The organism is Vagococcus proximus, assembly GCF_029143285.1.
Lineage (GTDB): Bacteria > Bacillota > Bacilli > Lactobacillales > Vagococcaceae > Vagococcus_D > Vagococcus_D proximus.
This window is the reverse complement of record NZ_JAPDSH010000011.1, coordinates 1-21,477: the sequence shown is the minus strand read 5'-3', so window position 1 is coordinate 21,477 and position 21,477 is coordinate 1. Positions and strand designations below refer to the sequence as shown.

At 34.2% G+C, this 21,477-nt stretch carries 16 protein-coding genes; 13 read left to right on the top strand and 3 right to left on the bottom strand.

Going from position 1 to position 21,477, the window contains the following annotated elements:
• Positions 1-5: 5 nt before the first annotated feature.
• Both OL233_RS10915 and OL233_RS10910 read left to right on the top strand, forming a co-directional pair.
• The gene (locus OL233_RS10915) at positions 6-866 is read left to right on the top strand and encodes a PRD domain-containing protein (RefSeq protein WP_275472338.1); all 861 of its coding nucleotides are present in this window, start codon (positions 6-8) and stop codon (positions 864-866) included.
• Positions 867-1,102: 236 nt separating this feature from the next.
• On the top strand, positions 1,103-2,482 hold the full coding sequence (locus tag OL233_RS10910; RefSeq protein ID WP_275472337.1) for a glycoside hydrolase family 1 protein: 1,380 nt from the start codon (positions 1,103-1,105) through the stop codon (positions 2,480-2,482).
• Positions 2,483-2,524: 42 nt separating this feature from the next.
• Here the strand turns inward: OL233_RS10910 and OL233_RS10905 are convergent, their stop codons facing one another.
• Complete coding sequence (locus OL233_RS10905) at positions 2,525-2,710, bottom strand: hypothetical protein (RefSeq protein WP_275472336.1); 186 nt, start codon at positions 2,708-2,710, stop codon at positions 2,525-2,527.
• A gap of 162 nt (positions 2,711-2,872) precedes the next feature.
• Here OL233_RS10905 and OL233_RS10900 point away from each other — a divergent pair, with 162 nt between their 5' ends.
• The 4 genes from OL233_RS10900 (at position 2,873) to OL233_RS10885 (ending at position 8,073) form a co-directional block, all read left to right on the top strand.
• The gene (locus tag OL233_RS10900; protein ID WP_275472335.1) at positions 2,873-3,892 is read left to right on the top strand and encodes a tetratricopeptide repeat protein; all 1,020 of its coding nucleotides are present in this window, start codon (positions 2,873-2,875) and stop codon (positions 3,890-3,892) included.
• Between the two features lie 289 nt (positions 3,893-4,181).
• Positions 4,182-5,669, top strand: coding sequence for an ATP-binding cassette domain-containing protein (locus OL233_RS10895; protein ID WP_275472334.1), 1,488 nt, complete (start codon positions 4,182-4,184; stop codon positions 5,667-5,669).
• 191 nt (positions 5,670-5,860) lie between these two features.
• Positions 5,861-7,408 (top strand): AMP-binding protein, encoded by a 1,548-nt coding sequence (locus OL233_RS10890; RefSeq protein ID WP_275472333.1) that lies wholly within the window; start codon positions 5,861-5,863, stop codon positions 7,406-7,408.
• Positions 7,409-7,491: 83 nt separating this feature from the next.
• Positions 7,492-8,073 (top strand): hypothetical protein, encoded by a 582-nt coding sequence (locus OL233_RS10885; protein WP_275472332.1) that lies wholly within the window; start codon positions 7,492-7,494, stop codon positions 8,071-8,073.
• Positions 8,074-8,097: 24 nt separating this feature from the next.
• Here the strand turns inward: OL233_RS10885 and OL233_RS10880 are convergent, their stop codons facing one another.
• Positions 8,098-8,268: a hypothetical protein gene (locus OL233_RS10880; RefSeq protein WP_275472331.1), complete on the bottom strand. Its 171-nt coding sequence runs from the start codon at positions 8,266-8,268 to the stop codon at positions 8,098-8,100.
• A 244-nt stretch (positions 8,269-8,512) separates the two neighbouring features.
• On the opposite strand from OL233_RS10880, the gene OL233_RS10875 reads away from it, so the two are divergent.
• The 3 genes from OL233_RS10875 (at position 8,513) to OL233_RS11455 (ending at position 12,649) form a co-directional block, all read left to right on the top strand.
• Positions 8,513-9,355 (top strand): HAD family hydrolase, encoded by an 843-nt coding sequence (locus OL233_RS10875; protein WP_275472330.1) that lies wholly within the window; start codon positions 8,513-8,515, stop codon positions 9,353-9,355.
• A gap of 184 nt (positions 9,356-9,539) precedes the next feature.
• Positions 9,540-11,075: an ATP-binding cassette domain-containing protein gene (locus tag OL233_RS10870; RefSeq protein WP_275472329.1), complete on the top strand. Its 1,536-nt coding sequence runs from the start codon at positions 9,540-9,542 to the stop codon at positions 11,073-11,075.
• Positions 11,072-12,649, top strand: a complete 1,578-nt coding sequence (locus tag OL233_RS11455) for an ATP-binding cassette domain-containing protein (RefSeq protein ID WP_275472328.1) — start codon at positions 11,072-11,074, stop codon at positions 12,647-12,649. Before OL233_RS10870 ends, OL233_RS11455 begins: the two co-directional genes overlap by 4 nt.
• Before the next feature lie 237 nt (positions 12,650-12,886).
• Here the strand turns inward: OL233_RS11455 and OL233_RS10860 are convergent, their stop codons facing one another.
• The gene (locus OL233_RS10860) at positions 12,887-13,990 is read right to left on the bottom strand and encodes a helix-turn-helix domain-containing protein (protein WP_275472327.1); all 1,104 of its coding nucleotides are present in this window, start codon (positions 13,988-13,990) and stop codon (positions 12,887-12,889) included.
• A 188-nt stretch (positions 13,991-14,178) separates the two neighbouring features.
• Between OL233_RS10860 and OL233_RS10855 the strand changes: the two genes are divergently transcribed.
• The 4 genes from OL233_RS10855 to OL233_RS10840 form a co-directional block, all read left to right on the top strand.
• On the top strand, positions 14,179-14,820 hold the full coding sequence (locus tag OL233_RS10855) for a sugar O-acetyltransferase (protein ID WP_275472359.1): 642 nt from the start codon (positions 14,179-14,181) through the stop codon (positions 14,818-14,820).
• A gap of 74 nt (positions 14,821-14,894) precedes the next feature.
• Entirely contained in the window at positions 14,895-15,995 is a 1,101-nt protein-coding gene (locus OL233_RS10850) for a PTS transporter subunit EIIC (RefSeq protein WP_275472326.1), read from the top strand.
• 17 nt (positions 15,996-16,012) lie between these two features.
• Positions 16,013-18,298, top strand: a complete 2,286-nt coding sequence (locus tag OL233_RS10845; RefSeq protein WP_275472325.1) for a beta-glucosidase — start codon at positions 16,013-16,015, stop codon at positions 18,296-18,298.
• A 405-nt stretch (positions 18,299-18,703) separates the two neighbouring features.
• Positions 18,704-21,477: BspA family leucine-rich repeat surface protein (locus tag OL233_RS10840; protein WP_275472324.1), on the top strand; the 2,774-nt coding region annotated here is incomplete at its 3' end.

Below are 21,477 nucleotides of genomic sequence, written 5' to 3'. Positions count from 1 at the left end.
AGAGTTTGATTATTATTAAAAAGGTTTTAAACTCTAGCGTTATATTAGGTGAGGAAGAGGGAAAAGAAAAAATACTTTTGGGTAAAGGGATTGGGTATGGTAAGAAACAGGGGGAAACGATTTTAGAATCAGATGTGGATCAAGTCTTCTTACCTGTCGAGTCTGCCCAAGCGCAACAAATTGTTGAACTGTTAGTTTCAATTCCAGAAGAATTTTTAGAAATCACGCAAAAAACAATTAAGCATGCGGAAGACGTATTAGATATTGAAGTTAATTCTAGTATTTATTTTACGCTGATGGATCACTTGAATTTTGCTGTTGAGCGTTTTAAAAAAGGAATCACGATTACTAATAGAGTGTACTGGGAAATATCGAGTTACTATCCTAAAGAATTAGAAGTCAGTCATTATTGTTTAGATTTGATAGAAGACTATTTTGATTGTAGGCTACCTTTCGAGGAGGCTGGAAATATTGCGTTTCATCTGATCAATGCTCAGTCAGGTGAAGAAAGTACAGGCAATGCGTTAAAATCTGCAAAAATGATTGGAAGTATTGTTAACCTGGTGCGTTATTCTTTAGGTATGAATATAGACACGGAAAGTATTCACTATTCACGTTTTATAACACATGTTAAATTTTTTGTTGAGCGTTTCTTTTCGGATGAGCTCATGACTCAAGAAGATAATATGCTCTATAATCAGATTGCAACCCTGTACCCTCAAGCTATGAACGGAGCTTTAAAAGTACGAGACTATATTGAAAAAGTGTATGGAAAAACGATGGCCAATGAAGAAGTAGCCTACTTAGCTGTACACATCAATAGGCTTATTTCATATAGTGAAATTGAGGATAATAAGAATAAGTAAGTTTGAAAGCCTCCATACATATGGAGGCTTTTTCTATCTAGTGAACTAGTTTAAAAATGATGAAGAATGAGTTTGGCTACTTACTATGTGTTGAGGCTAGTGGTAGCAGCGGATGTTTTTAAGATGACATATAAAAACTAGCCTATTTTGAAATTCTTACTTTGCAAGAGCACTTTTATTCGTTAATATAGTAACAGAGAAAGAAAATAGTGAGTGTTATGAAAGGAAGTCGTGTTATGTATAAATTTCCAGAAAATTTTTTATGGGGAGCTGCAACATCAGCACCGCAATCAGAAGGTCATGGTAGTAAAAATGGTAAAACACCTACAACTTGGGATAAATGGTATGAGTTGAGTCCTGATAAATTTACGCCAAATCAAGGTCCTGAAACAACATCAAATATGTACAATATGTATAAAGAGGATGCTAAATTAATGTCTGATATTAGTATGAACTCATTCAGAACATCAATTTCATGGGCACGTCTATTGCCTGATGGTAAAACAGTTAATGAAGAAGCTGTTACATTTTACCGTGAGTACTTTGCTGAGTTATTAAAAAATAACGTTAAGCCTGTTATTAATTTATTCCATTTTGATATGCCGTGGTGGTTAATGGAAAAAGGCGGTTGGGAAGCTCGTGAGTCAGTTGATGCTTTTGCTTTTTATGCTAAAACAGCCTTTGAGTTATTTGGCGATCAAGTGGATACATGGGCAACGTTCAATGAGCCAATCGTTCATGTGGAATGTGGGTATTTATATGGCTATCATTATCCAGCTATCCACGATTTCAAAAAAGCAATCCAAGTGGGTTACAATACAATTATGGCACACACTAAAGCAGTTGCTGCGTACAAAGAACTTAAACAAGAAGGTAAAATTGGTATCATCCTAAACGTGTCACCCTGTTATTCTCGTGGTGAAACAGAGGGCGATGCATTAGCTGCGAAGCAAGCTGATTTGTTAAATACGAAGAGCTTCTTAGACCCAGTTGTGTTAGGTGAGTTCCCAGTTGAATTAAAAGAATTATTAGCGGCTAATGATTTATTACCAGAAACAGTTGCAGGCGATAAAGAATTAATTGCTGAAAATAAAGTTGATTTTATTGGATTAAACTATTACCAACCAAGACGTGTGCAAGAGCCTAAAGAGAAATTAGTAGGGAACGCAACAGATCCGTCTGATTTTTATATTCCTTACATCTGGCCAGAGCGTAAAATGAATGAGTACCGTGGTTGGGAGATTTACCCAGAAGCTCTTTATGATGTTGCCATCATGATGAAAGAAGATTACGGAAATATTCCGTGGTTTGTATCTGAAAATGGAATGGGCGTCGCACAAGAAGAACGTTTCATGGACGAATCAGGACAAATTCAAGATGATTACCGTATTGAATTTATGATGGATCATTTGAAAGAATTACATAAAGGAATTGAAGCAGGAAGTAACTGTTTCGGTTACCATACATGGACATTTATCGATTGTTGGTCATGGTTAAATGGCTACACAAATCGTTATGGTTTCTACCGTATGGACTTAGATAATAACTTTGAGCGTACACTTAAGAAGAGTGGGATTTGGTTCAAAGAATTATCAGAAAATAACGGTTTTAACTAATTTAATAACGTAAAGAAGCAGACTTATTATTAAGTCTGCTTCTTATTTTTTTATAAGTCGATAGCCAATTGAGACAATTAAATTAATCCCAAATGGCATAAAACAATAAAGCCAAGCCAGTAGAGAACGTTCCTGATAGTATCCAATAAACAGCATCACAAGTATGCAGGTAATTCCTATACCAGCGAGTGGAAGTGACCTAGTAAAGTACGTTTCGAATTTTTTCATGGTTCGTTCTCCTTTTATGGTATTCTATAAGGGATACGGGTGACTATAAAAGGGCTATACAGTTTGAATTATACACCGTATTTTTAATGCTTCAAGGGAACAAGGCTGAGCTTAATAATTATAGAAGAGTAGCAGTAAATCTAAAGTAGAGGTAACAATGAGATGGAAGAAAAGATGAAAGAGATAAGAAAACGAAATAAAGAAGCATTGACTTTAGTTGGAGATGTCCAACCTCTTTTAGAAGAAAATTTAGACTGTGTCCGTAACAGTTTGACCCTAACTAATTTAGCGGCTTTTCTAGTAGAAGATAATCTTCAGTTTGTAACAGAAATTGATGAGATGTTAGATGCGATAGCGCTATTAAAAGAAGCACTAAATCTTGATCCTACTAATGCTAATGGCTATGCGTTATTAGTGATTATTTACTTACATTTTGAAGAGTATGATGCTGCTAGAAAATACCATACCTTTTATCAAGAATACTTAAAAGGAACCGATAAACTGGCCGGTTTGGTTGAAATACTTTTAAAAGAAAAATCGAAAGAAGCACCTGATTTATCGATACTGTTCAATGAGCTATCTCATGAAAGTAAGGGAACTGATTTTATCAATTATAAAGTTGGGTTACAGTTACTTATGGAACGTGGAGATAAAGAGAATTTTAAATACTACCTAGATGCTGTCCCTAAAAATTGTCTGTATGGTACAGACCACAGTCTAGACTATCTGTTTCATACTTTAGATGAGGTTGCTGATTTTTATGCAGGCTTAGGTGATGAGGAAAAAGCTTTATTTTATTATGATCAACAACTAAAAGAAGATGACAATGTTCTAGATTTCCTATGCGAATCAGATAGGATTCGTGTGAAAAATCACCTGTATTTAATGAAGAACATAAAGGGTGAGGATGCATTTTGGTCTCTTGCAGAAAAAATATTTGATAAATTAAAAGAAGATAGCAAACAACTTTATTTTACTTTTGATGATTTATACACAGATAGAGCAGGTATAAAAGAAGAGTTAGAAGAACATTATGAACGATTAATGAAGCTGGGAGCATTTAATGACTGGCTGGATGCATTGATGAAAGAGACAAATTATACTTACCAAATGACCCTAAGACCTTGTGAGAGCTATGTTTTAGCGTATGACTGTTTTTACCTAGAGTGTCCGATTCATTGATATGTTAAAAAAGGACTTGTTTTTGTAAAAAAAGTTTGTTAAGATTAAGAAAATAAATTTTGAAGGAGTTGGCGCATTTGAACACTGTATTATTTAAAAGAAAAATAATTCTTATAAATAAACAGGGTCAGTGTGTCTACAAATAGATAAAAGAGAACTAGGGAATTTTTCTTGTATTTTTTAAAACACCTCTGTTTAGGCAGAGGTGTTTTTTTGTGCGCAAGGAGGCGTTTTTAGTGTTAAAAGTTTAAATAAATCCAGCCTAAAAAATGAAAAGTAGGTGATACGTATGATGATGTTAAGAAAACTAACCATACAAGAAAGAAAAACAGGTCGAACATTAATAGGAAATTTAGATTTGACCGTCAACAAAGGAGATAAGTTAGCTATCATTGGAGAAGAGGGAAATGGAAAATCAACGTTACTCCAAGTGATGAGGGGGAAAGAATTTGTACCTGATTATATAGAAGTGTCAGGTGAGGTAAGCAGTCAAGCTTCCGTTATGGGGTATCTCAAACAGCAGGTAAATGAGAATGACTCTGTGAGGGTAATGGATTTATTTCAAGAAGTGGATTGGAATGAAACGTTGCTAAAAGCGATGAAAGAGTTTGGTATTGATAATTTATATAGTGAGCAATTATTTAATACCTTATCTGGTGGCGAAAAAGTGAGATACCAACTTTTAGCGATGCTAGCAGTTGAACCAGATTTGATTTTATTAGATGAGCCGACTAATGATATTGATATTGAGGCGATTGAGTGGTTAGAACGCTTTGTTAAAGACACAATGATTCCTGTTATTTATGTCTCTCATGATGAAGTATTCATTCAGAAAACAGCGACAGCTATTCTTCATGTAGAACTAGCCGGACGTAAGGACATTCCACTTCATACTCTTGATAAAGAAGGTTATGAGAGTTATAGGAAAAGAAGACAGGAGAGGATTGAAAAGGAAGAGCATCAGATAAAAAGTCAGAATCGTGATATGGCAGAGAGAGAAGCAGCATTGCGTCAAGTCTGGCAAAAAGCTGAGCATCAGCATCAACATGTGAACAGAGCAGATCCCCGTCTACAAAAGAAAGTGGCTAATTTAAAAAATCAGCGAACACGTTTAGAAAAAGAAAAATCAAGTATTAAAGGCTTTACAGCCTATGAAAAAGAAAGTTATTTTAGTTTTTCCTATGCAGAGCCGATTATTGCAGGAAAGAAATTAGCAACTATTAATGTTCCAATACTTAAAAATGACAGTGGAGTCCTATCGAGTGGCATTGAGTTGAAGATTCTGACGGGTCAAAAAATCGTGATTACTGGAAAGAATGGCTGTGGTAAATCAACACTATTAAAAGAGATTTACAATCAACTACCTAAGGCTAAGATAGGTTACATGCCACAAAATTACCAAGAGGTGTTACCAATGGATCAATCGGCTAGTGAGTTTTTGGTTCGTACAGGAGAGGCAGAGGAAAAGACAGCCATTTATACGATGTTAGGTAACGTTAATTTCACTCGAGAAGAAATGCTAGCACCAATGAGCGGGTTGAGTGGGGGTCAGCAAGCTAAAATTTTACTACTTTCGATGATTCATAGCCAAGCAGAGGTATTGGTTTTGGATGAGCCGACACGTAATTTAAGTCCAATCACTAATCCTCAGTTATATCAAGAGTTATCAGAGTTTAAAGGAACGATTGTCAGTGTGTCTCATGATAGAAAATATATAGAGTCGCTTGGCGGTACCTGTTATCTGCTAACAGATGAAGGTCTCAAGATTAGGGATTAAGTCATCGTAAGGAATGATTCAAACTGCATGGTCATGGAATATAACTTGAATGTGAGGCTTATTAAACAGTAATAGTTTTATTAATGTTTTAAAACAGTCTAAAAAATAATAATGAGTTAGCTAAAAAAGTTGTTTCGTTATAGATACTCTTCGTGATAAAATGAACATATTGATTTAGAAGGAGTGACAGAATGAAATTTCCAGAAAATACATATGAACCATTAAATTTATTTAGCAACTTTAAAGAGGCAAGTGAAAAGTTTCCTACTGTAACGATTCAGTCTGATTCAGACTTACCAGCTTTCCCGGAGTTTGGTCGTGAGGTTACTTACGAAAAAGCAACAGAAGCTATCGTGAAGCGTGCCAATCAATTGATAAAGTTAGGTGTGAAAAAAGAAGATAAAGTCATTATCTTCAAAAGCAGCCGATTTGATACTTATTTATTAGCCGTTGCGGTGTCTTATATCGGAGCAGTTCCTGCGATGATTTCACATCATCTACCAACAGAAATCATGAGTGTTTTAAGTGATCGTTTAGAAAAACCATGGTTGATTTTTGATGAAGCGACAGAGCCAGTTGCCACAGAATTAAAAGCAAGTGACCGTATTCATGCTATTAAATTAGCAGATTTAGTAGGGGCACCAATCGAAGAAAGCGACTATGTTGAGCAAGCTTTCTTAGACCGTGACCAAATTTCTTATATTACCCATACATCTGGGACGACAGGTATTCCTAAATTAATTGCTCATTCAGCAAATTCAATGGGATGGCGCACGACTTGGCAACGTAATGTCTTTGATTTAATTCCAGAGAAAAAATTAATGGCGTTCCATATTTCACCTGTTCACTCACGTTTTAATATTGGGATTAGTTCAGCAATGTCTAAAGGCTTCCCGTTATTAAACATCTCAAACCTTGCAGAAGAGCAAGTAAAAGCAACCTTAATTCAGTACCAACCGTATACATTAGAAACACATCCAAACAACTTTGTACGTTGGTCTCGTTTGGCTAAGAAAGCCCCTGAAGCATTTAGCTCAGTGTCTTACTTCCATTCAACATTCGATGCGATTAACAAAGGTACAATGGCTGATTTCTTAAACGCGTCAAATGACCCTAATGCGTGTTTCATGCAAGTGTATGGTCAAAGTGAATGTGGTCCGATGATTTTCAAATTCCACAAAAAAGAAACGGTTATGTCAGTTGATTCCCGTGATATGGGGATTGGGATGCCAGGTTTAACGGAAGTTAAAATCGTGGATGCTGAGGGGAACGAACAACCTGCTAATACACCAGGGAATATTTTAATGTTATCAAAAGGCCGTGCGTTAACGTATTATAAAGAAGACCAACGTTTTGCTGACAATGTTTATGATGCGTGGTGGGACAGTGGTGATTTCGGTATTAAAAATGAAGCGGGCGAATTATTCTTATATGACCGCCAAGTTGATTTAATTGAGACAGTGGATAGTAACTTAGCTCTTGAAGATATTTTACTTGATCAACTAGAATTTTTAGATGAAGTCGTTATTGTTAGAGGGATTGATGATAAACCACAACCGATTATTTCTGTAGCAGAAGGCTGTGAGATAGACTGGTCACGTTGGTGGAGTTTAGTAGCAGAGATGCCAACGTTGAATGAACCGATTATTATGTCATTCGATGCTATTCCACGCACCGCAACAATGAAAGTTCAACGTTTAGTATTAGAAAAAGAAATTAAAGAAGGCCGTTTAGTTTAATTTAAATAAAAAGACTCTGATTAGTCAGAGTCTTTTTTTAGTGTTATATTAAATAAAGATAAACAAATGAGGGGATGGAAGAGATGGGATTTATTTCTATTTTTGGGAACAGTAAATATATTAATATTTGTACAGACAGCTTAGTTTGTGGGGAGGATAATCAAAGATTTGACGATTATTCTCAAATTTACCGTTTAGATGATGCGCATGTTATGACTTATACAGGGAATGCTTCTGATATGGAAAAGGTAAAGAAAGATGCAAGTGAACAGTTACAAGTAGCCTCTTCTTATGAAGACTGGTTAAAAGAAGTGACAGATGGTGTTGCCAAGATACCTTATAAAAATGAGCGCGAAAAAATAATGGTATGTTTGATTGGGAAGATGCCGAATGGTTTACGTATGAGCTCATTTTCAAATAATCCAGACGATCAATTGGATGATTTAAAATTAACAGATAAAGGGCTTAAATACATGTTACTCGCTAATTTCGATGACGAGTCAGGTGTAGTAGTGGGACAACTGTCAGAAAGTATTAAAAAATACACAGATAAAAGTATGAAGTCGCGTGATGTCATGCTCGCTCAAAAAGAATTGGCTCAATTTGTAGCAGAGACTAAACCAGAGTATGCCACTACCAACTTGCAAACTTTAACATTTAAGTAAGAAAAACGACCTCAAGTTGTTACACTAGTGAGGTCGTTTTTTGACGTATTTTTTTGTAGCAGTTGTTTTAGCGAAACTATTAGTTGGTGTTTTTTGAGAATGGCGTTTGCCAGATGTGGCTTCTTCACCAGGTAATGTTTTGCCTTGCTTCATAGCAATTAGGCGTTTGGCCTTTTCTTGTTGGCTTTCGTTCATCGTGTCACTCCTAAATGTGATAGTTAGCTTATTATAACATCTATTATCAAAAGTAGTGAGTAGTTTGAATGGTGAAAGCGCTTGTTTTATTAGGAGCGTTTTGTTATGATTGAATTAATTAGAATACAAATGGATTGTTACTGATTGTATCAGGCATTACCTACTAAAGTTGGACAGCGCTATGTCCTATTTTAGTAGGTTTTTTGTTAGACTTTATTAATTAAAAGGGAAGAGGAGAATGAAAATGAAGAAAGCAATTTTTATTGATATTGATGGAACATTAGTAGACCTTTCGAGTGAGGTGCCAGAATCGGCGAGTAATGCGATTAAAGAAGCACGTAAAAATGGGCATCAAGTCTTTATTTGTACAGGACGTTCTAATCCAGAAATTTTACCAGAGATACGAGCAGTTGGATTTGATGGTATTATCGGAGCGGGTGGTGCGTATATTGAGTATCAAAATGAGGTGATATTTCATAAAACATTACCTAAAGAAGAGGTCCTTAGACTGATTGATTTATTTGAGCAGGAAAAGATAGGCTGTTATTTTGAAACGAACGACGGACTATATTCAAATCGTTATTGTGTGCCTACGATGGAACGTAATGTGACGAAAGGTTTACCAGATATACCAGAGATCAAAGCGAAGGCGTTAAAACAGATGAGTTGGTTTACTGACTTACTTAAAGATGTTTCAAAGTATGAGCTAGATTATAGTAAAATTAATAAAATTTGTTTTTTAAACGACACTTATCCCTACGAGAAAATAGAAGAGGATTTTGGACAAGACTTTGAACTTCACCGGATAACAATTGCTCAATACGGGGAAAATAGCGGGGAAGCTGGAGTAAAAGGGTGTGATAAAAAGGCAGCGGTAGAACGGATGTTAAAAATAATTGGGTTACCCAAATCATCAGCAGTTGCTTTTGGAGATGGTGATAATGACATTGCAATGTTTGAGGCAGTTGCTTTAAAAATTGCGATGGAAAATGGAACGGATGCTTTAAAAGCATTGGCAGATGATATTACGGCAACACCAGAAAATGATGGTTTAGCTAAAGCCTTTAAAAAGCATCACTTAATTTAATGGGACCAAAAAAGTACCTCTTGTTGAATTCAACAAGAGGTACTTTTTTGGATAAATATAGACACCTTATTTTTTTGTCAAGTTAATAGTATCTTCTCTAATGTTTAAATCAAAAAAAATTGACATCACTATGTAAGCGCTTTATAATATTGTTGATTAACTCACAATGGATAAGGAGAAGAATATGAGAATTAATAAACTTTTGTTTAAAAATAATAAAATAAAATATTTGAAAAGTATTATTATATTTCCATTGTGTATGGCTTTTATGAAAATTTCATTAATATATTTTTATAGCTATTTAGTATCTTTAAACAATTATAAAAGCATTACCTTACTGTCTATATTTTTTTTACTTATATTTACGTTTGTATATTTTATGAATACTTATTTAGATATCTCATTTACGACTGATAATGAATTTTTTTTTAAAAGGATATTAGTAGATACTATAATTAATGGGTCGGATGATACCTTGACTTTCAATAAAGGGGAGGTTACTGAAGTTTATAAAAAAATTTCTGATTTATCAAATTTTCCCAAGATCTATTTTTCCGTAATAGTGTCAACTATAGAAATAATTACCCTAGTATTAAGTATATGGTATTTTTTTGGTTTGAAGGTATTAATTTCAAATCTAATTATTGTTCCAGTATTTCTTTTATTTAATAGGCAAATCAATAAATTAATTTCTAGAAATAAAGAAGTTATAGAAAGTAACGCGCTATCTAATAATTTTTCACAAGAAGTTATTTTGAATCTTGAGGTGATTAAAAGTTTTAATGTAAAAGATAATGTTATGCAGAAGCTTTTAAAGTTAAATAAGAATTTCGTGAATAAGACATCATTATATAAGACCTCAGATTCTTTTCTAATAATAGTATCAAGATTTCTATACGTGATAGTTGCTTGTTTATCCATGATATCTGTAATACTTTTTACTAAACAAGATTCAATGATTATTTCCGCCTCTTTCATATCTGCTGCACTAGCTCAATCTGTTGTTGAGCTATTCGATAGTCTTAAAAATAAAAGAAATACAATGAGCATACTTGAAAAATATTCTCTATTAAATTTTTTGATAAATGATAGTCGTGTAAGAAGAATTGAGAAGAATTTTTTAAATAATCATGTGATAATCTCTACTAAAAATTTAAGTTATAAATACTCTAATAGTGAAAATCAAATAGTTGAGGATAAAAACTTAAATTTCATAAATAATGAATTATATACTATTATCGGTGAGTCTGGGGCGGGGAAGACAACTCTATTAAAGTGCTTAGCAGGACTACTCCAAAATTATGAAGGACAAATACAGTATTCAACAGATAATATTATATATGTTTCACAATTTCCAGTCTTTCTACAACTTTCAATTAAGGAGAATATTCTGATAGGGAGTGATAATAAAGAAATTGATTTTTTTAACAATACTGTACTAGAAGAATATTTGAATTATGATGTTTCTATAAATAGTGTATCTGGTGGACAGTTACAAATTATTAATATATTAAGAGCTTTGAATTCATATCCCGATATTCTTATTTTAGATGAACCATTTTCTTCATTACATGAAGAGTTGAGAGCAGAACTATTCTCTGTTTTGGAAGAATATGCAAAGAGTCATTTAGTCATTATGGCAACACATGATAGGGATATTATTTTGAAATCTAAAAATAAAATGATAATAAGTTCTAATGTGAGTGGGTGTTCTATGTGAAAAAAGAAAAGTACTATATTTCTTTAGTTATCGAGTTTATGTGTTTAAATATTATGTTTTTGTATCTTGCTGATACACAAAAGAGATTAATTGATGGGGTTTCAAGTAACGGCAATCTTTCATTTTTGAAAGAGAATATTATTTTAATAGTAATACTATCTGTTGGATTTATTTTTTTTAATAGACGATCAACGCAACTGTCTTCTAAGATAATTAACGAAAAAAGATCAGAAATTATAGAAAATTTAATTGATTATGACATTGAACAAAAAAACAAATCAAACATTATTGCTAAAATAAATCAACATCTCAATACATTTCAAATTTTTTTTGAAAATGATATTCCAAATGCATTCAAAGTGTTTATTAATATCATTATTATGAGTTTTGGAATATTCTCAATTCGCCCGGTTTTTCTTATTATTTCTATTTTAACTTCAGTTTTGTTTAGCTTGACTCTTTTATTTTTAGATAAATTAAAAAAAATTGAAGAAGAATTAGCAGTAAATGGTGAGAAAGAATGGAAATATTTTAATGATATTTATGTTAATAAATATATATTTATTTTTTATCATGGAGCATATAAATATATAGAAAAATATTTACATTTAACTGAAACGACGAAAGTTAAGGTCGATAAAAAGGCTAAGGTTATAGCATGTGTACAATCAATAGGCTTAATTTCAAATATAATTCGTGAAGTGTTGATACTCATTATTGCGATTAAGTTTTTTCATATGACAATGGGTGGTGTCATATCTTTATTTATGCTTACAAGTTTCTTAAATGCTGCAATAGTATCAATTATTGACACTGTTAATAAAATTCAAAAAGCGACTATTTCTTTGAATGAACTAAAGTTGGAGGAATTTTTAATAGCTCATGAGAAGAATTACGAGGAGCACCCAGTATTAGAATTTGATAAGGTCAAAGAAATTCAGATAGACAATGTATTATTTGAATCTGATAATATCAAAATTTATTATCCCAACAGTAGATTTTTAAGCGAAGAAATAAATATAGTGTCAGGTAGTGTGGGGAGTGGAAAAACGACTCTAATTAAGATGATAAGTGGTCTAACAAATCCAACAGTTGGAGAAATCTATTTTAACGAAATAGAAGCTGATATGTACACTCGTAGAACATATGTAAAATTAGTCGAGCAAGAAAATCGGATTTTCTCTGGTACAATTGTAGAAAATATTACACTTTTTAGCCCATCGTATAACATTTCTCTTGATCGAGTAAGAGAAGTCCTATCTTTATGTGAGTTGATCGAATGGGTAGATAGCTTACCAGAGGGGATTAATACAATAATTACAGATAATATTTCTGGAGGACAAAAACAGCGGATGTGCATATGTCGAGCATTATATTTTGAACCCAAAGTATTAATTTTAGATGAACCTTTTTCATCTTTAGATATAGAGACTTCAAAAAAAATAGCGACTCGTTTAGAAAATATGTCAAATAAAGATACCCTCGTAATCCTAATTGACCATAAAGGGTTAATGAGTGGTAATAGAGTTAAATTAAAAGGAGCGAATGTAATTGCAGCGCAAACTACAAATTAAACTAAATCCTTTTTTAGTTGTTTCGCTTATGAAGCATTTATGCTTAATGAATTTTAGAAAATCTGAATTGATAGAAATTAAAGTTAAAATAAAATTTATAAGAGCATTTTTAAAATTGTTAGATGAGCAGATAATAAATTATATAAAAAAGCACGTCTTGTTGTATTCAACAAGACGTGCTTTTTTACTTGTGTCCCACTAAGTGAGGGAAATACCAATTTTGAGACGGATCTTTTTTTATTTAGCAGAATGACGTAGATGGTGTGAAGGCGTATAACCATAATGCTGTTTAAATAGTTTTGAAAAGGAATTAAGTGAGTGAAAGCCAAGTGATTCAGAAATATCACTTAGCGAATAATGTTGTTGTTCAATCAACTCACAAGCTAGGTTTAATTTTTCATGTTTGATGTAGCGGGCTATAGAGTTATCCAAGTCTGCTTTAAAAACTTTATCTAGATGGTTTGGACTAATCATAAGAAAATCAGCTACATCTTCTCTTGTTATTGGCTCATAAAGATGATTGCTGATATATTCTCTAGCTTTATTAGTAATAGGGCTAAAGTTTAACTGCTTCTCTTGGGATACTTTACGAGTAAGCTCAACAAGAGCTTCGGTCATTAATTTACTAATATCTGAAATAAATTGTGTCTCTTCGAGTGCCTGTATGTAACGATCACTTAGGGTATAGGCAATTTCTGGAAATAACCCACCTTGGATGGCGGCACGGGTTGCTAAGGTAACCGTTGTAATGCTGATATTTCGGTAGTGACGGATTAAACTTTTTTTAGACAGCACACCTATAGAGTCATTTTCTTTATTAATAGGATTTAAAAGAAGCAGTTCTTTAACTTTGGCAATTTGTCCCTCTCTAATAGCTGTTAACATCAAGTTTTCTAATTCTTGTTGGTGAAGAGGAGTATCTGGTGTTAAGGGAGAGCGAGTTAAAGGAAGAGGAGAACTTGCCTCTAAGTCTTCTGAAAATAATAGTTTAGCCCCTTGTTTTTCAAAAATTAGATAATAGAGCAATTCTGCTAATGATCGTAGGGATGCTCTTTTTAGATAAGGAAGTGAGCGGTGGTTGGCTTCTAGTGTGAACGGACCAACTAGATAATAACAATCAGAATCGGGAAACATAATAAAGTGACAGTCACTGTTTGTTTCGACAAAAAGAGGATCCAAATCATTCTGATGTGCCTCGTAAAGTGTGGTGATGAGCTGTTGATTATCTGACTCTAACTTTCCTTGGGATAGTAATTTTTTTAAATCCTCTGTGGTGTGTATAACGTGTAATTCGACAGAGTGAATATCTTTTATTAGTTTTTGTATATGTTTGAATTCCATTTGTGTACCTCCTTAATCGCTTTTATTCATCCTAACTCATGATGAATAAAAACGCAATTTTTGGATATTATTATCCTATTCTACTCATTAGTTGAAAAAAAAGGGTGGAATCATCTATTTATAACAAATTATCAGCCGTATACTGTGTCTTGTCAGTCAGACAAATTAAAAGAAATGAGGAAGATATGATGAGAACAGAAAAAGAAAAAATGATTGCTGGTGATTTTTATTTATCAGGAAATGACGTGGAAATTAATGCAGGTCTAAGTCGTGCCCGTTCACTTCTTTATAAATTTAATCAATCGCATCCACATGATGAGGAGTTACGCTACGGCATCATCAAAGAATTATTTGGTAAATCGCCGGATTTATTTTTAGTTGAAACACCATTCAAATGTGACCATGGATTTAACATTTCAGTAGGGGATTATTTCTTTGCTAATTTTGATTGTACGATGCTAGATGTGGCACCTATTACAATTGGTGACCGTGCTTATTTAGGGCCAAAAGTTGGGTTGTATACAGCAAATCATCCGATTGATAAAGACATTCGCCATGAATTTTACGAGTTTGGGTCACCTATCACAATAGGAGATGACGTATGGTTGGGTGCAAATACAATCGTAACACCTGGTGTCACAATTGGAAGTAATGTGGTTATTGGAGCAGGATCAGTTGTGACAAAAGATATTCCAGATAATGTAATCGCAGTGGGAAATCCGTGCAAAGTGTTACGTCCAATTACAGATGAAGATAAAGCGTATTGGCAAGCGCGTAAAGAAGAGTATCAAGCTGAACTTGCTGAAGGAAATCAAATAGAAGAAAAATAAAAGTGCGGATACTCGAGTGAGCTAAATTTAGCTAAAAGGAGGGTTGAAGCGATTTTATTAAGGAGGAAATGGAGTTGAATGAAACAGTAGCAACAGAATCAGGTCAGGAAGTAAGAGGGCTTAATAAAGTAATTGCGATAATTTCAGCTATCTTTACGCCCTATATTGGGATTTTAGCTGGAGCAGGAATTTTGATGGCACTCAATACACTTTTACAAAAAATGACACTAATTTCAGCAGAATCATTAATTAGTGTGATTTTAACGGCAGTATCATCAGGGGTGTTTACCTTATTACCAGTTTTTATAGGGATAACAACAGCCAAAGTATTTAAAAGTAATGTATATATTGGTGTTGCATTAGCGACGGCGTTACTATTCCCATTAACAGCAGCAGATATGCCTGATGTTATTCATTTATTTGGGTTAAGTTTAGGGGTTAAAGGATATGGCGGCGCAGTTATTCCGACAATATTAGCAGTTTGGGTTGCAGGCTATATCGAACGATTTTTCAAGAAAATAGTACCGGATGTAGCAGAAATAGTTGTAGTGCCAGCATTAACATTGTTAGTTGCAGGATTTGTGACTTTCCTAGTAATCGGTCCTTTAGGCATGGCACTGGGGAGTGGTATTTCATGGGTATACGGTCAAGCGTATGGCTTTAGTCCATTGGTTGCAGGCTTATTATTGGGCGCCTTGTTCCCATTTACCTTTGTATTTGGTATTCATTGGAGTATTTTACCAGTGGCAATGATTAACATTCAGTCACTAGGATATGACACGATTTTACCGATTATGATGATGGCTGTTTTTGGTCAATTCGGAGCAGCTGCAGGAATGATCCGTCACGTTCCAAAAGAGGATCGGGCCTTAACTGTTTCGACTTTAATACCAGCATTCTTTGGTATAACAGAACCAGCTATCTACGGAGTGAATTTGAAACATGGGAAACCATTTATTATTGGGGCAGTTGCATCAGCACTAGGCGGAGGTTTAATTAGCTTCCTAGGTGTTAAAATTTTCCAATTTACACCGATTTTAAGTGCGTTATATTATCCGCTATTTATTGGACCAGATTCTAGTATGAGATTAGGTATTTTATCATCGGTTGTTACCTTTGTAATAGCTTTTGTAGGAACATTTATATTTGGAAAAATCAAACAAAAAACTAATTAAGAAAAGAGAGAGTAACTATGACAAATAATTATCAAGCATTATTAAGTGAATTAACATTAGAAGAAAAAGCAGGACTATGCTCAGGAGGAACATTCTGGGATTTAAGAGGAGTTGATCGTTTAGGTATTCCAGAAATTGCTTTGACAGATGGACCACATGGGTTAAGAAAACAACGCCGTGACCAATCGGATCATTTAGGATTTATGGATAGTGAGCCGGCGATTTGTTTCCCTCCTGCTGTAGGATTAGCGTCATCATGGGACCGTGAATTAGTGTACCAAGTAGGGGAGGCTCTTGGTGAAGAGTGTCTATCTCATGACGTTAGCGTGTTATTAGGACCTGGTATTAATATCAAGCGCTCACCTTTATGTGGTCGTAACTTTGAGTATTTTTCAGAAGATCCTTATTTAACAGGACAAATGGGAGCTGAACAAGTTAAAGGAACACAGTCGATGGGTGTTGGGACATCATTAAAACATTTCGCAGTGAACAACCAAGAAACACGTCGTATGACAATTGATGCTAAAGTGAGTGAACGTGCCCTTAGAGAAATCTATTTATCAGCTTTTGAACACATTGTAAAAGAAGCGCAACCGACAACTATTATGACGTCTTACAATAAAGTGAACGGTGAGTATGTAAATGAAAGCAAACGTTTGTTACAAGATGTCTTACGTGACGAGTGGGGATTTGAAGGTGTACTTGTATCAGATTGGTTAGCTGTTGATAATTGTATTAATGGCATTAAAGCGAGTCATGATGTTGAAATGCCAACAACGGGCGACTATTCACCTAAAAAAATTGTGAATGCTGTTAAAAGCGGTGAATTGTTAGAAAGCGATTTGGATAAAGTAGTATTACGTATTTTAGCGTTAATTGAAAAAACTGAGATTACTAAAAAGCATGAGATGTATGATCAAGAGGCGCACCATCAGTTTGCTCGCCAAGTTGCTGCGGAAACAATGGTCTTGTTAAAAAATGAAGAGAATACCTTACCACTAAAACAAACGGATAAAGTTTTATTAGTTGGTGATCTAGCCCAAAAACCACGTTATCAAGGCAGTGGAAGTTCTCATATTATTCCAACAAAAATTGAGAATTTACGTGAAGAATTAACAAAACTTATGCCAGAAGGAAATGTAATCTTTGCAAGAGGGTATGAAGCAGATCTGGATGTTGCCGATTCTAAAAAATGGCTAGATGAAGCATGTGAGCTAGCACGTAAAGTAGATAAAGTTATCTTGCACTTAGGTTTACCAGCTCGTTACGAGGCGGAAGGGTTGGATAGAAGTCATCTAAACTTACCAGAGAATCAATTGGAGTTATTATCAGCAGTATCTTCTTTTAATTCAAATGTGATTGTTGTGTTATCCAATGGTTCAGCTATTGATTTATCTTGGGATGGCAAAGCGAAGAGTATTTTAGAAGCATACTTAGGAGGCCAAGCAAGTGGAGGAGCGATTGCCGATATCTTAGTCGGTAAAGTAAATCCAAGTGCGAAATTAGCGGAAAGTTTCCCTGAGAAATTAAATGATGTATCATGCTACCATGATTTCCCAGGCGTAAGAGATGAAACAGTTTATTCGGATGATATTTTCGTAGGTTACCGTCACTATGATAAAGTAGGGATTAAAACACGTTATCCATTTGGACATGGGTTGAGCTATACAGACTTTACTTATAGCGGTTTAACAATCAATTCTAAAAAAATATCAGCAGATGAAAAAGTGGAAGTGACTGTTACCATAACGAATACTGGAAATGTCAAAGGAAAAGAAATTGTTCAACTCTATGTTTTACCGTTAGGTGCAACAGTACCTCGTCCTATTAAAGAATTAAAAGGTTTCGATAAGGTAGAATTGGAGCCAAATGCATCTACTGAAGTTACTTTTGTTGTTGATAAAGAAGCTCTAAAATACTTTGATTCAGTTGCAAATGAATGGTATGTTGCGTCAGGTGAGTACCAAGTGGCAATCGGGAAATCAGCGGATCAACTTGTGTTAAAAACAAGTATTACTGTTGAAAATAATACCCCAATAGCAACAGTCGTGACTCGAAATACACCGGTTAGAGATGTTGCGGCAGATCCTAAAAAATATGAAATTGCTCGTGAGTTATTTGAAACGTGGTATGGTCTGATTGTTAGAGAAAAGACTAGCGATAATGACAAAGTAGATACTGAGTTAGGTATTGCAACGTACAACAATATGCCATTACGTGGTTTGATTAATTTTTCTCAAGGTCAGTTAATTGATGATGAAAAATTAGATAAGTTGATTACAAAATTAAATGCAGTGAAGTAAATAAAACAGGAAAAAAATAAGAGGGCATAAGCTCTCTTATTTTTTTGTTTTAAATTCTGAATGGATTTTTTATTTTTAGGATAATTGTGTTCATTAATTGATCTAAATAGGATTTTTATGCATAAAAATAAGCTGAAATAAAAAAAGTTCAAAACTGAGCACATAAATATTATACATTTTTGACAATTAATGTTATTTTAATTATATAATAAAAAAACAAGAGAAGATGTTGGATAAGTCATTGTATATAGACGTTTCGTAACCAAGTGTCTAAATATGGTTTATTTAGTAAGCGCAGACATTGGTGAATATTTTATCTAACTTCCTGTATTATAAAAAAAGATGCATAAAAAGTATCGATATAGTCACAGTACTCATTCCTTGTTTTAGAAAGGTTGGTTTTGTATGAAAAAATGGAGTTTTTTATTTATTGCAACAACATTAATGGTATCACCTTTAATAGGAGTGAGTGCGGAGATAGCTAATGAGCAACAAGTTAAAACAATTACAGAGCCAAAAGTAGCATCACCACTGGCAAAGATTGAAAAACAGCTAGCAAGTATCACGAAAGGGAAAAATCCAGAAAAGAGTAAGGGCAAAACTGAAAATAGAAAAATTGCAAAAAGTAGTGGCGAAGTAAGCTCGAAAGGAACTTGGGGGACGTCGAAGTGGAAGTTTTCCAATGGTGTGCTTACATTAGGAGCAGGTCAACTAGGAGAGAGCAGTGAAGCCCCTTGGATTTCTATTTTAGAAGATGGAGTAGATGCTCGTTCTATTGATGAAGTAGTTTTTTCTGGGAAAGTGAAAGCACCAGCCAATAGTGCTCGCCTTTTTGGCTCATTAATTAGTGTTAAAAAATATAAAAATATTTCAAATTTAGATACAACATCGGTAGTGGATATGAGTGAAATGTTTGCAAACAATTATGAATTAACTGAATTAGATGTCTCACATTTTGATACATCTAAAGTGACAACATTAGAAGGGACGTTTCAAAATACAGCCAAGTTAAAAAAATTAGATGTTAGCACATGGCAAACATCAAATGTGAAGACTATGCTTTACTTATTTTCTAATGCAGGTATGGATAGTTTAAATGTAAAAGATTGGGATACTTCCAGTGTTGAAAATATGTCAGCTACATTTTCTGGAACTAAGTTCAAGACACTTGATGTAGGGAGATGGGATACAAGTAAAGTTACAGAAATGGTTGCGACATTTTCAAGTTCAAGACTTAAAGAATTAAATTTTGAGAACTGGAGCACAGAAAGTGTTACAGAATCATACGATATGTTTAATGTGGGTAGTTCAATGGATAAACGACTAAATGGCTTAGCTAAATTTACTATAGGTGACAAATTCCAATTCGTTTCATCGAATCGTCATTTTTCACCTTCAGAAAGCTTGCCAACAACAGGAAATTGGGTGAAAGAAGACGGAACTGGTCAAGCGTATACTCCTTATCATTTTGTACAGTATTATGGGACGAATTCTACTAGTACGAATAAACCTGAACCAGGAACATATGTTGCGGAAGTTGATAAAGATGCTGATTTATCAAAACCGGTAACAGTGGAATACTTAGACGCGTCAACTCATATTCCAATAAGTGACGAACGCATTGTTAAAGGTTCTATCGGAGAAAAAATTTCAATTAGAGTGCGAGAGATTGATAACTATAAATTTAAAGAAGCTGATGCAGATTTAGATATCGTGATTACTGATAAAGAGCAAACCCTTAAATTATATTATGATTTTGCTAGTGATGTTACATCTGGAACTTGGGGGAGTGCTCCTTGGGAATTTAAAGATGGTATTTTGACAGTCAAAGCAGGGGAATTAGATAGACATCCAACTGCACCTTGGAGAGGACATTCTAGAAATCTTCCGGAAATTAATGCAAGTGAAATTAAAGAAATTGTTTTTGAGGATAAGGTAAAAGCACCAGTAGATTCACAATTTTTATTTTCAGGACTAGAACAAAATGAAGGGGGAAGTCAGCGATTAGCAAATTTAGAAAAAATAACAAATTTAGAAAATTTTGATACATCTGAGGTGACCAACCTTTCACGGATGTTTGTCGGAGCAGTCAAATTAAAAGAGTTAGATTTAACGAGTTGGAACACAGAGAATGTCACGAACATGAGTGAAATGTTCATGAATACACCAAGTCTGGAGAAATTATCTATCGACACGTTTAAGATGTCTAAGGTGACGACTATTGATAGAATGTTTAGTGGATGTGGCGCTAAGAGTCTTGACATAGCAAATTGGAATACCTCAAGTTTAACAACGATGGACAATGCTTTTTATCACGCAAAAATGACTAATTTAGACCTAAGTGGATGGGATACTTCTAGCGTAACTAGTATGAGGCAAACTTTTATGCAAAGTACAATTCGTGATTTAAATCTAGAAAATTGGGATACGAGACAAGTTTCTAATAGCGGGATGACTCGTATGTTTAATCCAGATCCTGTGAGAGATCTTCATAGTGGTTTAACACGTATTACATTAGGTGAAAATTTTGTATTTAAAGGATACGATATGTTCTATACTAATCCAGCTTTGAATCCTTGGTTAGGGATGGGGATTGGAGAATGGATTAAAGAAGATGGATCAACAGCGTCTTATTTACCAGAAGACTTTATGGAACAATACGGGAGTGGTGAACTTATTCCTGGAACTTATGTGGTTAGACCGGCTAAATCGTTAGTTGAAAGACCTATTACAGTGTATTACGAAGACGAAGATGGGAATGAAATTAAATCACCAGACAAACTTACTGGAGAATACGGGGATAAGAAAAAAATAGAAGTTCCTGAAATTGAGGGGTATAAATACATAAAAGCGGATAAATCACTAGATATGTCAATAAACTGGGATCAACAATCGATTACATTGACTTATAAAGATATGGATGAATCTAGTATCAACGTAAAAAATACAACTATTGCACAGGGAAGTAAATGGTTGCCAGAAGACAATTTCATTGGTGGAACAGATGAAAAAGGAAATGAATTGAGTTTTAAAGATGTTGAGGTCGAAGGAGAGGTTGATACATCTGTTTTAAGTCATTATTTTGTTGAATATAAATACGGGAAAGTAAGAGAGATGGCTGTTATAACAGTTGTAGAAAAACCAGAACGTCCAGAAGTATGGCCAGGTGTTGGCATTAA

Bases quoted from the DNA above. Each gene is read 5' to 3' on its own strand.
- OL233_RS10910 (WP_275472337.1), top strand. From the start codon at position 1,103: ATGTATAAATTTCCAGAAAATTTTTTATGGGGAGCTGCAACATCAGCA.
- OL233_RS10905 (WP_275472336.1), bottom strand. From the start codon at position 2,710: ATGAAAAAATTCGAAACGTACTTTACTAGGTCACTTCCACTCGCTGGT.
- OL233_RS10900 (WP_275472335.1), top strand. From the start codon at position 2,873: ATGGAAGAAAAGATGAAAGAGATAAGAAAACGAAATAAAGAAGCATTG.
- OL233_RS10895 (WP_275472334.1), top strand. From the start codon at position 4,182: ATGATGATGTTAAGAAAACTAACCATACAAGAAAGAAAAACAGGTCGA.
- OL233_RS10890 (WP_275472333.1), top strand. From the start codon at position 5,861: ATGAAATTTCCAGAAAATACATATGAACCATTAAATTTATTTAGCAAC.
- OL233_RS10885 (WP_275472332.1), top strand. From the start codon at position 7,492: ATGGGATTTATTTCTATTTTTGGGAACAGTAAATATATTAATATTTGT.
- OL233_RS10880 (WP_275472331.1), bottom strand. From the start codon at position 8,268: ATGAACGAAAGCCAACAAGAAAAGGCCAAACGCCTAATTGCTATGAAG.
- OL233_RS10875 (WP_275472330.1), top strand. From the start codon at position 8,513: ATGAAGAAAGCAATTTTTATTGATATTGATGGAACATTAGTAGACCTT.
- OL233_RS10870 (WP_275472329.1), top strand. From the start codon at position 9,540: ATGAGAATTAATAAACTTTTGTTTAAAAATAATAAAATAAAATATTTG.
- OL233_RS10860 (WP_275472327.1), bottom strand. From the start codon at position 13,990: ATGGAATTCAAACATATACAAAAACTAATAAAAGATATTCACTCTGTC.
- OL233_RS10855 (WP_275472359.1), top strand. From the start codon at position 14,179: ATGAGAACAGAAAAAGAAAAAATGATTGCTGGTGATTTTTATTTATCA.
- OL233_RS10845 (WP_275472325.1), top strand. From the start codon at position 16,013: ATGACAAATAATTATCAAGCATTATTAAGTGAATTAACATTAGAAGAA.